The organism is Hymenobacter siberiensis, assembly GCF_018967845.1.
Classification (GTDB): Bacteria; Bacteroidota; Bacteroidia; order Cytophagales; family Hymenobacteraceae; genus Hymenobacter; species Hymenobacter siberiensis.
Genome location: NZ_JAHLZZ010000001.1, coordinates 1,756,344 through 1,768,948, shown reverse-complemented (window position 1 = coordinate 1,768,948; position 12,605 = coordinate 1,756,344). Strand labels below are relative to the sequence as shown.

Sequence of the window (12,605 nt, the reverse complement as noted above, 5' to 3'; positions counted from 1 at the left end):
CTAGGCCGGTTTTGGCTTTTTGACACTCTTGCTTTATTCGTTTTTTTCCTTGTTTTTATGAAATTATCAGACCTCACTGCCCGAGCGCGCCGCATTCGCCTGGTGCTCACCGATTGCGACGGCGTGCTGACCGATGGCGGGGTGTACTATTCCGAGCGGGGCGAGGAAATGAAGCGGTTCAATATCCGCGACGGCATGGGCGTGGAACGCCTGCGTAACCACGGCATCCTGACGGGCATTATGACGGGCGAAATGTCGCCGTCGGTGCGTACCCGCGCCGCCAAGCTGCGCATTGAGGAGCTGCACCTGGGCATAAAAGACAAGCCCACCTGCCTACACGAAATTCTGGCTCGCACCGGCCTGACGGCCGAAGAAGTGGCCTTTATCGGCGACGATACCAACGATGTGGAGATTCTGGGCCTGGTCGGCCTGTCGGCCTGCCCCGGCGATGCCACGTCCTTTGCCCGCGCCGTGGCCGACTTTCACTGCCAGACGGCCGGTGGCCACGGCTGCTTCCGCGAGCTGGCCGAATTCATCATCGCAGCGCAAGCGGTGAAATAGTGAAGTGGTGAGGTGGTGAAATGGTGAATAGGCGCAGAGCGATTTCGGCGTTGGTGAGGCCTTCGCCCACCAGGCTTAGCACCTCCATTTCGCGCTTGCTCAGGCCCAGGCTCAGGCGGGCAACGGTGCCCTCAACGGGCCGGGCCAGATATAACCGGTTTAGCAAAGCCAGGCCGATGGCCGAACACAAAAACGGCCGGCCGGCCGCCACGGTACCCAGGCTGTGCAAAAGCTCCGGCAGCAGCGCCGATTTAAGGATGTAGCCGTTGGCCCCCAAATCGAAGGTCCGGGCCACGTAGCGCTCGTTGGTGAGCTCGCCCCGGGCAAGCACGCGCAGCTGGGGGTACTGCTCGCGCAGGGCCGCCAGCACCGCGAAGACATCGGGGCCGTGCAGGCTCAGGTCGAGCAGCACTACTGTGGGGCTCAGGATGGGCAATTGGGCCAGCAGCTCCTCGCCCGTCGTGGCTTCGCCCACTATTTCGAGGCCTATGGCAGCTCCCAACCCGATGCGCAGCTCCTCGCGGGTGAGCCTATCGCCATCGGTAAGTAGCAAACGAATCATGGACGGAGAAAAAGGTAGAGCAGGCAGCTGAAAGATGGAGTTGTTTAGAAAGTCACAAAAGGTACTCAACCGGTCATGCAGCGCGCAGCGAAGCATCTTGCTCGCATCGTTGAACGGGCCTGAGGATGCGAACGGTCATGCTTCGCTGCGCGCTGCATGACCGTTCGGGGACTTTCTAAACAGCTTCCTTATCAAATTCTCAACCTACAAATCAGTAAAATGAGAATAAACAACCCGAAATTACCCTTTTTGCTAAGCTCAACTATAAGTATTGTAACAAAAGCAGTGTGAATCCCTTCAAAAAGCCGGATTAATCCGGGTGATTTAGTACTAATACGTAGCCCCGGGTCTCGTACATTCCAAGTTGCCAACTTTGTTGCGCGCCGGCCGTTTTGCCTAGTTCAAAATATCTTCCAGCTATGACACGACTACTTCTTGCCGATGACCACACCATCCTGCGTGATGGCATCCGGGCCCTGCTCTCTGCCGAACCGGACCTCGATGTGGTGGGCGAAGCCAGCAACGGGGCCGAAGTGCTGGCCCTGCTCGAAACCACGCCCGTAGACGTGGTGCTGATGGACGTGCAGATGCCCATACTCGACGGCTTTGCCACCATGCCGGAGCTGCGCCTGCGCTTCCCCGAGGTGCGCGTGCTGGTGCTCACCATGCTCGACCACGAGAACTACGTGGCCCGCATGCTGGACGCCGGCGCGCTGGGCTACGTGCTCAAGAACGCGGCCATCAGCGAAATCACCCACGCTATTCGCACCGTGGCGGCTGGCAACCCGTTTTTGTGCACCGAAATTGGCCTGAACATGCTTTATAAGGCCGTGGCCCAACGCCCGGGCACCGAAGACTCGACCGCCGAAGGCCACTCCGGGGCCGACCTCACGGCCCGCGAGCTGGAAGTGCTCAAGCTAATTGCCGAGGGCCTGACCAACGGCGAAATCGCCGACAAGCTTTTCACCAGCAAGCGCACCATCGAAACCCACCGCCAGAACATCATCGCCAAAACCCAGGCCAAAAACACCGCCGCCCTCATCAAGCTGGCCGTGAGCCGGGGGCTGATTTCTTGAGTTAGGAGTTAGGAGTTGAGTTCGTCGCAGAATGACTTACAACAGCCATTACAGCTTAACTCTTAACTCTTAACTCAATTAAGCATTCCGCCGATGGTGCCGATGGTGAGGGCGACGATGACCGTGTTGAATATGAAGGCGATGAGGCCGTGGAGCAGGGCGGCGCGGCGCAGCTCGCGGTTGCCGATGCCAATGTCGGCGGTTTGGGCCGTCATGCCGATGATGAAGGAAAAGTAGGCGAAGTCTACGTAGTTGGGCGTGAGTTTGGGGCTCTGGTCCTGGCCCTGGTCGTCGGGGAATATCAGGCCGCCGGTGTCCTGGCCGGTGTCTTCATCGGCGTCGTAATAGGTGTGGGCGTAGCGCAGCGTGAATACGAGGTGCACCAACGTCCAGGCCAGCACTACGGCGGCCACGCTCAGCACTACGTGCAGTACGCGCAGGTCTTTCGAAATGCCTTTGAGCGAGCCCATCAGGCCCACTACGGCCCCCAGGCTGGCCATGGCCGCGCACACCACCAGCACGAAGGCCTGGGTGCGGGGCAGGTCTTCGGAGGCGGCTACGCGGCGCATGTCGTCGGTGTCGGCCTGCCACATGCCCATGATTATCAGCGCCAGGTCGGTGGTAGCAAAGCCCACCCAGCCCACCACCACGCGGGCCAGGGTGCCCAGCAGGTGCGGGGCCAGCAGCGCACCCGCAATGCCGATTATTACCGCCAGGGCCAGCCGCCAGCGCACATCCATTGTTCGCGCCCAGCTCATTGGCCGGGTGCCTGTTGCTTTGGTTTTATTCATTTGGCTGCCAAGGTAGCGCGGCCTGGCCAATGCCCACGCCGCAGCTCCTGGTGGCCGGAATAGTTGCCGCGCCGTAAGCAAATGCATCTTTCCGCTGTTATTTCGCTCTATGAATGCTGCTCCCCTCTCCGGCCTCTACGCGCCCTCACTTGCCCTCGTCACCGATTTATACCAGCTTACGATGGCCTACGGCTACTGGCAGCAGGGCTTGCAGGACCGCGAGGCGGTGTTTCACCTCTACTTCCGCAAGGCCCCGTTTCAGGGCGGCTACGCGGTAGCCGCCGGGCTGGCCCTGACCGTTGATTGGGTTGAGAACCTGAAATTTTCGGAAGATGACCTGGAATACCTCGGCAGCCTGCGCGGCAGCAAAGGCGGGGTGATGTTTCCGCCCGATTTCCTGCGCTACCTGCGCGAACTGAAATTCACCTGCGACATCGACGCCGTGCCCGAGGGCACCGTTATATTTGGTAATGAGCCCATTATGCGGGTGCGCGGGCCGCTACTGCAGGCGCAATTGCTGGAAACAGCCCTGCTCACACTCATCAATTTCCAGACCCTGATTGCCACCAAAGCGGCCCGCATCCGGGAGGCCACCGGGCCAACCGACCAGATTCTGGAGTTTGGCCTGCGCCGCGCCCAGGGCTTCGATGGGGGCCTGGGCGCCAGCCGGGCGGCCTACCTCGGCGGGGCCGATGCCACCAGCAACGTACTGGCCGGGCAGCGCTACGGCATTCCGGTGCGCGGCACGCACGCGCACAGCTGGGTGATGTCGTTTGCTAATGAGGTGGATGCCTTTTCGGCCTATGCCCAGGCATTTCCCGACGACTCGGTATTTCTGGTGGATACCTATGATACGATTGAGGGCGTGCGCCAGGCCATTAAAGTGGCCCGCCAGATGCGCGCTAACGGCCACGAGTTGGCCGGTATCCGGCTCGATTCGGGCGACCTCGCCTACCTCAGCCGCGAGGCGCGGGCGGTGCTCGACGAGGCCGGCTTTACCGAAACGCGCATCGTGGCCAGCAACGATTTGGAGGAAAACCTCATCACCAGCCTCAAGCAGCAGGGCGCGCGCATCGATACCTGGGGCGTGGGCACTCAGCTCGTAACGGCCTACAACCAGGCCGCACTGGGGGGCGTGTACAAGCTGGCCGCCCTACGCAAAGCCGATGACTCGGGCTGGGACTTCACCATCAAGCTCTCCGAGCAGGTGGCCAAAACCAGCATCCCGGGCATCCTGCAAATTCGCCGCTACCTGAACGAGTACGGCAAGCCCCGCGCCGATATGCTGTACAACACGGCCGAGAGCCTGCCCAGCCACCTCATGCTCGTGGACCCGGCCGACAGCACCCGCCGCCTGCCCATCCGGCCCGATACCCAGTTTCGCGAGCTGCTGGAGCCGGTGTTCCGGCGCGGCCGCCGCGTGCTCGACCTGCCCACCCTAGCCGAGAGCCGCGCCCACGCCCAGCGCGAAGTGCAAAGCCTCGACCCAGGGGTGCGCCGCTTCCTGAATCCCCATGTATTCCCCGTCGGCCTCGAAATGGGCCTCTACGAGTACCGTACCCGTCTGATTCTGGAGAAGCGGCCGATGCGCTCGGCGTAAATTACTTTTTTCAGAGTTTTTTTCTTTTCCACTTGTCTTTAAACAGACACTCGTGTTGCTATGTAGTCTGTTGGCAAGTTGAATAAGTTATTGATGGCAGGGTCGTGCGCTACCGCCTCATCTAATCCGACAATCAGCATTTTATCGCTTGACTTATTTGCAAACGACCAAGTACCATCGTCGCTATCGTGCCAGACCCAAAGAATAGGTCGTCCTCCGCTCAATACTTCTTCAGCTATAAAGGTGGCCGCGTTTCGGGGCTCGAAAAATTTGAAGTCAAGCTTCTGGCCCAGAAGAGGTTGGTCTAGTTGGTAGCTCTCCTCGAACTCCGGCTCCCAAGGGAACTTACCGCCTTTATCCGTCCAGAATAGTTGCAGCGCGGGGAAGGCTTCGCAGTCATAAAACCACTGGGCATAGCCGAAATAGTCAGGAATATTATCTGCACTAGAGCGTGAGGACAATCAAAGATTTATCTATTTACCTAAGCCAATCTAGCGTAGCACCAATATGCCAAAAGGCGAGGAAGGAAACGGCGGTTTTTTCGTAGCGGGTGGCTAGGCGGCGGTATTGCTTGAGGCGGCCAAAAAAGCGCTCGACTTTGTTGCGGTCGCGGTAGGTTTCTTCGTCCATTGCCAAGGGTTCTACCCGGTTAGGATGGCTGGGAATGACGGCTTCGATGCCCTTTTCGGTGCAATAGGCGCGGGTCGCGTCGCTGTCGTAAGCCGTGTCGGCCAGCACTTTGCCCGGCTGCAGGTCCGCCAGCAAGGGCAGCGCCTGCGGGCTGTCGCCCGCCTGGCCTTCGGTCGCAATCAGCCGCACGGCGTTGCCCAGCGACTCCACGCAGGCGTGAATTTTGGTGCCGATGCCCCCGCGGCTGCGTCCGAGGCACTCGGTGGCGGCGGTACTTTTTTTTGGCCTGCTGAATGCTGGTGCGCCCGCACGACGGTCGAATCGAGCATGACCCAGTCCAGTTCGGGGGCTTGCAGGGCCTGGAAGGCCCGCTCCCAAACCCCTTTGGTCGCCATACGCCGGAAGCGCTTGCACACGGTGTTGAATTTGCCGAAGCGTTCGGGTAGGTCGGCCCACGGGCAGCCGGTGCGCATTATCCACACGACCGCGTTGAAAAACAAGCGGTTGTCTTTGCCCGTTACCCCGCAATCAGTGGCTTTGCCCGACAAAAGGGGGCTCACCGCCAGCCATTGAGCATCGCTAATCTCATGTCTTCGCATAAATAATTTCTTCGTTATAAACGATTGCCAAAGCAAAGGTAATTGTCCTCACGCTCTAACCTGCCGAAACTGAACCGGGTGCAGCTCCAGAATATCGAAGTTATTGATAGCCGTTTCCAAAGGATTACCGGCTTTGATGGTGTCACCGGCATCATTCAAAATAGCGTGCATCGTATCGAGAGGTAGACCAAAGGCAATTAGCTCGGGATGATTAAAATTCTTCCACAGACCAATTGTGTAAGCAAATGCGGGCGTGGCGGTATCTGCTTCAAATAAGCAGACCGTCCAGCCATGTTTTTCAATATCGTTTTTGATGTTGATTTCGGCTTGGGTATTGTGTTCTTCATGCGACATAGCAGTAAAACTAGCTTAGGCGTTATCACAAAAAATCCCTGCCGTCAATCAAGACAGCAGGGATTTCTATTGAGTCATTAAGTCTTACGCGTACCGAAGCTCGCCCGCGCCCACGCGCAGCGTCACGCCGCTTTCGGCGGTGAGGTGGCCAGCCACCTGCGCATCGTAGCCGCTGGCTTGCAGCGAGGCCACCACGGCAGCGGCGGAAGCTTCTTCGGTAACTAAGAGCATACCAGTGCCCATATTCCAGTAGAGGTAGGCTGTTTCGGCGCTGATGTCGCCGATTTCGCAGAGGCGCTGCATGGCGGGCAGAGGCTCGAAAAGATTATCCAGCACCGCACCGAGGCCATTTTTGAGCACCCGCTGGAAGTTATCGGCCACACCGCCGCCCGTGATGTGGGCCACGCCGTGTAGCGGCAGGCCGGCATCGAGCAAGGCCGCTACGCCGGACGAGTAGATGAGCGAAGGCGCGAGCATGGCGTCGCCCCAGGTGGGATATAGGCCGTCGTCGGTGCCGTCGTAGGGCGCATCGTGCCAGTTGTCACCGAATACCTTTTGCAGCGTCTTGCGGGCCAGCGAGTAGCCGTTGGAGCGGAACGAGGGCGAGCGCAGGGCCACCACCACGTGGCCGGCCTGGGCGGTTTTGCCGCTCAGGGGCTGGGCCAGGCTGGGGTGCAGCACGCCGATGGCCGTGGAGCACCAGTTGAAGTTCATCTTCGCGCCGGGCCAGCCGCCGATGCGATTGCCCAGCTCCGCGATTTCGCCGCCCGTGATGGCCACCTGGGCGAAGTTGGCAGCATCGTGCAGGCCGCGCATCATCTGGTCCACCACGTCGTAGTCGAGGTGGTTCACGTCGATGATATTGGAGAGGTTGGTGGGCACGAAGCCAGCGGCGATGAGGTCGTCGGCCGTCATGGCGATGAGGTCGTAGCCGAGAGTATCGTACTTGTTCAGGCGCTCGGCCACCTCAATCTTGGTCCCGATACCGTCGGAGCTGATGCCAAGGCGCTCGGCTCCGAAACGAATTTCGTTGGAGAAGCCGCCGTCGAGGTCCTGGGCGGGCTCGCCGGGCTTGCCTTTGCGGTTGACGAAGGTTTTTTTCGACCAGTTGTAGGCGTTGCGCGAGGCGGCGTTGCCTTCTTCGATGGAGTAGCCGGCGGGGTTATTTTTCGTGTCGTTCATGCGGTTCACCTCACCCCCCGGCCCCCTCTCCTTGGGGAGAGGGGGAGCCGAGGCGGCGCGAATTGAAGTTGGAAGTTGAATTTCAGGATAGAAGTCGTTAGGCTCCCCCTCTCCCCAAGGAGAGGGGGCCGGGGGGTGAGGTGAGACTAATGCTCCGTCGGCTCGGGGGCTTTGGCGCTCACCGACTTTTTTTCCTTTTTCTTATCGCCGCGGTGACTGGCGCGTTCCTCCTGAATGTGGCGGAGGTAGTGCGTCACGTCGCCCGTTGGGTATTTGCCCGAGAAACAGGCGAAGCAGCTGCCGCCGTGGCCTTTCTCCTCGGCAAAAAGCTCCTCCAAATCCGACAAATCCTGGTAAATCACCTTATCGGCTTCGATGTAGCGGCAGATTTCTTCCGTCGAATAATTGGCCGCAATCAGCTCGGTGCTCATGGCCATGTCGATGCCATAGATGCAGGGCGACACGATGGGCGGGGCGCTGGAAATGAAGTATACCTCGGCCGCGCCGGCTTCGCGCAGCAGCCGCACGATGCGGCGCGAAGTGGTGCCGCGCACAATGCTGTCGTCCACCACAGCCACCTTTTTGCCCGCCACAAACTCGCGGATGGGGTTCAGCTTTTTCTTCACCACGTCCTCGCGGCCGGCCTGAGTGGGCACAATGAAGGAGCGGCCCATGTGGTTGTTTTTCACCAGCGCCCGGCGGTAGGGTACGCCAATGGCCTCGGCCAGCCCGGAGGCCGCGAAGTAGCCCGAGCTTGGCACGTCGATGACCATGTCGGGCTTCAGGCCGGCATCGACCACCTTGCGAGCCAGACGCTTGCCGAGGCGCACCCGCTCGCGGGCCACCAGGTGGCCATGAATCACGGAGTCTTCGCGGGCAAAGTAAATGTGCTCGAACGCGCAGAACGCCTTGGGCGAGGCGTAAGGATTTTTATAGTGAACCTGAAAATTGTTGTCGATGAAGATGGCCTGACCCGGCCCCACATTCTTCACAAAGGCAAAATCGAGGTAGTCGAAGCAGGTACTTTCAGAAGCGAAAGCATACACCGGGCCGGCGGGCGTGTCGCGCCGCCCTAACACCAGCGGCCGGATGCCCAGCGGGTCGGTGAAAGCCAGCAGGCCATGCCCGGCTATCATCGTGATGGTGGCGTAGGCACCCTTCACCAGCTCCTGGGTGGTTTCTACGGCGTCGAAAATATCCACTACTGACAGGTGGTCGAGGTCTTTCACGCGCAGCTCCGAGGCGAAGGTGTACATGATGAGCTCCAGGTCGTTGGTGGTTTTGGGCAGCACGTGGTACTTGTCGTGCAGGCGCTTGGCCACGTCGCGAAAGTTGATTACGTTGCCGTTGTGCACCATGGCCAGCCCGAAGGGGTAGCTGGTAGTGAAAGGCTGCGCGAGGTCAGAATCGTTGGCGCCCTGGGTGGTGTAGCGCACATGCCCGATGCCGATGTTGCCTTTCAGCTTCTTCACGTGCTTGGGCTTGAACACGTCGTTGACGAGACCCTGCCCCTTGTGCAGGTGGAACGAGTCGTCGAACGTGGCGATGCCAGCCGCATCCTGCCCCCGGTGCTGGAGGGCGGTGAGGCCGACAATCATATCAGCCACGACGTTATCGGGACCGTGAAAACCTACTATTCCGCACATGGGATGGGGTTGTTAATTTGTAAATAAGGGGGTGTTTGTCATACAGAGCACAACGAAGCATCTTTACCGCTTCGTTGCATTCGCATTGATTACTACTGCGGTAAAGATGCTTCGCTGCGCTCTGCATGACGGCCTTTTTGTATCAGTTCAGCCAACGCTTGGGCATATAAATCATGCTCCACGGCCAGGCCGCGCCGCTCGACTTCCGCCAGGGTATCGGCCCCGCGCAAATCCACCGTTTGCTGAGCGAGAATGGGGCCGGTATCGAGGCCCTCATCAACCAGATGGACGGTGATTTTGGTTTCGGGCAGCTGGTTATTAAAAGCCCACTCGTAGGCGTGTAGGCCCTGGTGCTGGTGGGTGTCGGCGGGGTGAATATTGATGATACGGCCCGCAAACGGCTGAATGAAGGCCGGCGAAAGAATACGCATGTAGCCCGCCAGCACCACCAAATCGGGCTGATACTGCTGGAGCAGCGCGGCGGCTTCCGCATCGAATGTTTCGCGCTTGCGGCCCTGGCTGGGCAGCGAGGCTACCGGGCAGCCCTGCTCGGCGGCGAAGGTAAGGCCGGGCGCATCGGGCTTGTTACTGAACACCACCACCACTTCGGCCAGCCCTTGCAGCACACCAGTTTTGGTGGCTCCCAGCAGCGCCAGCATGTTGGAGCCGCGCCCCGACAGCAGGATAGCCAGGCGGGCAGGCCTCCCCCCCAGCCCCTCGCCGGGGGAGAGGGGCGCCAGACCACTTTGCGCAAAGGCATCAAGGAGCTTGGTCACTTTTAGGCGCGCTTCTGGTATCATACTATACTCAATTTACAACACTGTCTGTCAGCACCGGCGCGGGGCGTTGGGCAATGTCGGGCCGCACGTACATATCTTGGAAGCTAACGATACTGCACGCTTCGTAGGCGCGGGCAGTCGCATCAGCCAAATCAACGCCGTGGGCGGTGAGCACGAGCACGCGGCCGCCGTTAGTCACCAGCTCGCCGGCCTCGTTGCGCCGGGTGGCGCCGTGGTAGGCGCGCACACCAATGGGCAACTTATCGAGGCCGGTGATGGGGAAGCCGGTAGCGAATTTTGGAGCCGGGTAGCCGCCCGAGGCCAGCACCACGCCCACAAAAGCGCCGGGCCGCTGCACCACACCCTGCCGGGAAAGCGTGCCGTTGAGGGTGCCTTCGATGAGGGCCAGCAGGCTGCTGTCGAGGGCTGGCAGCAGGACTTCGGCTTCGGGGTCGCCGAGACGCACGTTGTATTCGAGCAGCTTGGGACCGGTGGGCGTGAGCATGATGCCGAAATACAGGAAGCCCCGGAAGTCGAACTGCTCGTGCTGGATACCGCCGAGGGTGGGGTCCACGATGTCGCGGCGGATGGCGGCGAGCACGTTGTCGTCGGCGAAGGGCACCGGGCAGTAGGCGCCCATGCCGCCGGTGTTGGGGCCGATGTCGCCAGCCAGCAGCTGCTTGTGGTCCTGCGAAGTGGCCAGCAGGCGAATAACGCGACCATCGGTGAGACCGATGATGCTGATTTCGGGACCGGTCAATTTTTCCTCCAGCAGGAAGGAAAACCAGCCGGAGTAACTCGTTTGCAAATCATCAAACGCCGCTTCGGCTTCTTCCGGCGACGAGCACACATACACGCCCTTGCCGGCGGCCAGGCCGTCGTATTTCACCACCACATGCCCACCCAGCTCAGCCGCTTTGGCGCGAGCTTCGGCAATGTTGTCGCTGCGGAAGGTCCAGGCCTGCGCCGTGGCCACGCCGTGGCGGCGCATGAATTCCTTGCTCCACACCTTCGAGCTTTCCAGCCGCGCCGCCGAGCGGGTAGGGCCGAACACCTGGATATTGGAGCCCGCGAAAAAGTCGGTGATGCCGGCCGCTAGCGGGGCTTCCGGCCCCACCACAATCAGCCGGGCGTCATGGGCCTGCGCGAAGGCTTTCACGGCCTCGAAGTCGAGCGGGTCGATTTCGGAGTGGCTGTTGGGAATGCCGGCGTTGCCGGGCAGCACGTGCACCGTGGCCCCGTCGCGGGTCAGCTTTTCGGCTAGGGCGTGCTCGCGCGCACCGGAGCCGAGGAGGAGAAGGGTTTTAGTGTTTGACATCGTTCTGGCATAACCTCACCCCCCGGCCCCCTCTCCTTGGGGAGAGGAGGAGCCGAGGCGGCGCGGATTTAGAGTTGTTTAAATTCCTCGTCGGCCGCTCTCAGCTTGGCTTTGGTGGCGAGAATATCCTTGTTCAGCCGTTCGCGCAGGCGGGGCAGGTTCAGGGCGCGCAGGGCACCCTGGGCGGCGTTGTCGGGGCGCACTACGGTGAGGTTGGGCGTGCCCGAGGGCATGATGACCGACGAGTTCAGGTTCATGGCCAGCTCGGCGTAGTCCTTGTAGGGCGGGCACGAAATCACGGGCACGTTCACGTTGGCGGCCAGGGCGCCGCCGAGGCCATTGCTCAGGCCGGCCACGGCGATGATGACGCCGGGCTCAATGCTGTTGTTCCAGATGTCGGCCATGCCGGCGATGGCTTCGCCGTTTTTGTGGGCCGAGGTCACGCGCAGCTGGGTGAAGACGTCGTAGCCCTCAAACTGCTGGCGGATTTTCTCGCAGTGCTCCTTATCGGCGGGCGAGCCCATCACGATGTTCACCCAAGCATCCTTAATGAGGCCGGCCTGCACGAGGTTGGCCAGCATGCGGGCGCGGGCGTCCTGGCGGCCGGTGTGGGGCGCGTCGGCGGTGCCGGTTTCGGCGGTGGGCAGGGGCTCGCCCACAATGCGCTCGTAGATGTCGAGGTAGCGGCGGCTGGCTTCCTGGGCCACTTCCGGGGTGAGGGCGCGGGGGTACTGGCCGTCCTTTTTGTTGGCAATCAGCCACTGACGGACGTACTCCTTGTCCATCTGCTCGACCGTTTCGGGGTTCTGGGCGTAGTCCTCGGCGCTCCAGAAGCGCGACGAGTCGGGCGTGTGCATCTCGTCGATGAGAATCAGCTCGCCGTTCAGCAGGCCAAACTCATACTTGGTATCGACCAGAATAATGCCCTTCGCGGTCAGCTGCTCGGAGCCCACTTTGAACAACGCCAGGGATTTTTCCTTCATCTGGTCGTACAGCTCCTTGCTCACCCAACCTTCGCTCACGAGGTTTTCAGGGGTGATTTCGCGGTCCGACTCTTCCTTAGTCGTCGGCGTCACAATTGGCTCCGGAAACTGCTGGTGCTTGGTCAGGCCGTCGGGCACGGTCACGCCCGAGAACGTGCGCTGGCCCTTCTGGTAGCCCCGCAGCATCGAGCCGGTGATGTAGTTCCGCACAATCATTTCCACCTTAATGGGCTCGGCCTCCTTCACCAGCATGGCGTTGGCATCGATGAGCTTGATAACGTGATTAGGAATGATGTGGGCCGTCTTTTCGAACCAGAAATTAGCCAGGCCGTTTAGCACCGCACCCTTGTGGGGAATGGCAGTTTCCAGCACCGAGTCGAAGGCCGAGAGGCGGTCGGTCACGATGATGAGGCGGTCGCCGCTGGGCGCACGCAGGCTGTCGCGCACTTTGCCGCGGTGCAGCAGGGGGAGTTGGGGAGAAGCGAAGTGGGTGAGGGTGTTCATTAGCGACGTTTCTGAAAGAG

12 protein-coding genes and 1 pseudogene are annotated in these 12,605 nt (G+C 60.7%); 3 read left to right on the top strand and 10 right to left on the bottom strand.

Translation table 11 applies throughout. From position 1 onward, the window contains the following. The first annotated feature begins 57 nt into the window (after positions 1-57). Positions 58-561, top strand: coding sequence for a KdsC family phosphatase (locus KQ661_RS07610; protein ID WP_216680072.1), 504 nt, complete (start codon positions 58-60; stop codon positions 559-561). On the opposite strand, the gene KQ661_RS07605 is transcribed toward KQ661_RS07610, so the two are convergent. Then, positions 536-1,123 (bottom strand): response regulator, encoded by a 588-nt coding sequence (locus tag KQ661_RS07605; RefSeq protein ID WP_216686067.1) that lies wholly within the window; start codon positions 1,121-1,123, stop codon positions 536-538. The genes KQ661_RS07610 and KQ661_RS07605 overlap by 26 nt on opposite strands. A 419-nt stretch (positions 1,124-1,542) precedes the next feature. Between KQ661_RS07605 and KQ661_RS07600 the strand changes: the two genes are divergently transcribed. Next, positions 1,543-2,199, top strand: a complete 657-nt coding sequence (locus tag KQ661_RS07600) for a response regulator (protein ID WP_216686066.1) — start codon at positions 1,543-1,545, stop codon at positions 2,197-2,199. 74 nt (positions 2,200-2,273) lie between these two features. Here KQ661_RS07600 and KQ661_RS07595 read toward each other — a convergent pair whose 3' ends face one another. Continuing rightward, on the bottom strand, positions 2,274-2,990 hold the full coding sequence (locus KQ661_RS07595) for a DUF1345 domain-containing protein (protein ID WP_216680069.1): 717 nt from the start codon (positions 2,988-2,990) through the stop codon (positions 2,274-2,276). A 109-nt stretch (positions 2,991-3,099) separates the two neighbouring features. Between KQ661_RS07595 and KQ661_RS07590 the strand changes: the two genes are divergently transcribed. Next, positions 3,100-4,590: a nicotinate phosphoribosyltransferase gene (locus KQ661_RS07590; protein WP_216686065.1), complete on the top strand. Its 1,491-nt coding sequence runs from the start codon at positions 3,100-3,102 to the stop codon at positions 4,588-4,590. Positions 4,591-4,628: 38 nt separating this feature from the next. Here the strand turns inward: KQ661_RS07590 and KQ661_RS07585 are convergent, their stop codons facing one another. The 8 genes and pseudogenes from KQ661_RS07585 to purC form a co-directional block, all read right to left on the bottom strand. Next, the gene (locus KQ661_RS07585) at positions 4,629-5,051 is read right to left on the bottom strand and encodes a DUF4262 domain-containing protein (protein ID WP_216686064.1); all 423 of its coding nucleotides are present in this window, start codon (positions 5,049-5,051) and stop codon (positions 4,629-4,631) included. A 16-nt stretch (positions 5,052-5,067) separates the two neighbouring features. Continuing rightward, positions 5,068-5,792 (bottom strand): annotated as a pseudogene (locus KQ661_RS07580) (IS5 family transposase); the annotation flags it as partial. A 75-nt stretch (positions 5,793-5,867) separates the two neighbouring features. Further along, positions 5,868-6,173 carry a DUF4262 domain-containing protein gene (locus tag KQ661_RS07575; protein WP_216686063.1) on the bottom strand — a complete coding sequence of 102 codons (306 nt, stop codon included), beginning with the start codon at positions 6,171-6,173 and terminating at the stop codon, positions 5,868-5,870. An 84-nt stretch (positions 6,174-6,257) separates the two neighbouring features. Next, positions 6,258-7,355, bottom strand: a complete 1,098-nt coding sequence (locus tag KQ661_RS07570) for an AIR synthase-related protein (protein ID WP_216686062.1) — start codon at positions 7,353-7,355, stop codon at positions 6,258-6,260. Between the two features lie 146 nt (positions 7,356-7,501). Further along, positions 7,502-9,001, bottom strand: coding sequence for an amidophosphoribosyltransferase (gene purF, locus KQ661_RS07565; protein WP_216680065.1), 1,500 nt, complete (start codon positions 8,999-9,001; stop codon positions 7,502-7,504). A gap of 92 nt (positions 9,002-9,093) precedes the next feature. Then, positions 9,094-9,801 (bottom strand): phosphoribosylglycinamide formyltransferase, encoded by a 708-nt coding sequence (gene purN / locus KQ661_RS07560; protein WP_216686061.1) that lies wholly within the window; start codon positions 9,799-9,801, stop codon positions 9,094-9,096. A gap of 7 nt (positions 9,802-9,808) precedes the next feature. After that, positions 9,809-11,098 (bottom strand): phosphoribosylamine--glycine ligase, encoded by a 1,290-nt coding sequence (gene purD / locus KQ661_RS07555; protein ID WP_216686060.1) that lies wholly within the window; start codon positions 11,096-11,098, stop codon positions 9,809-9,811. A 68-nt stretch (positions 11,099-11,166) separates the two neighbouring features. Beyond that, entirely contained in the window at positions 11,167-12,585 is a 1,419-nt protein-coding gene (gene purC / locus KQ661_RS07550) for a phosphoribosylaminoimidazolesuccinocarboxamide synthase (protein WP_216686059.1), read from the bottom strand. Positions 12,586-12,605 lie beyond the last annotated feature (20 nt).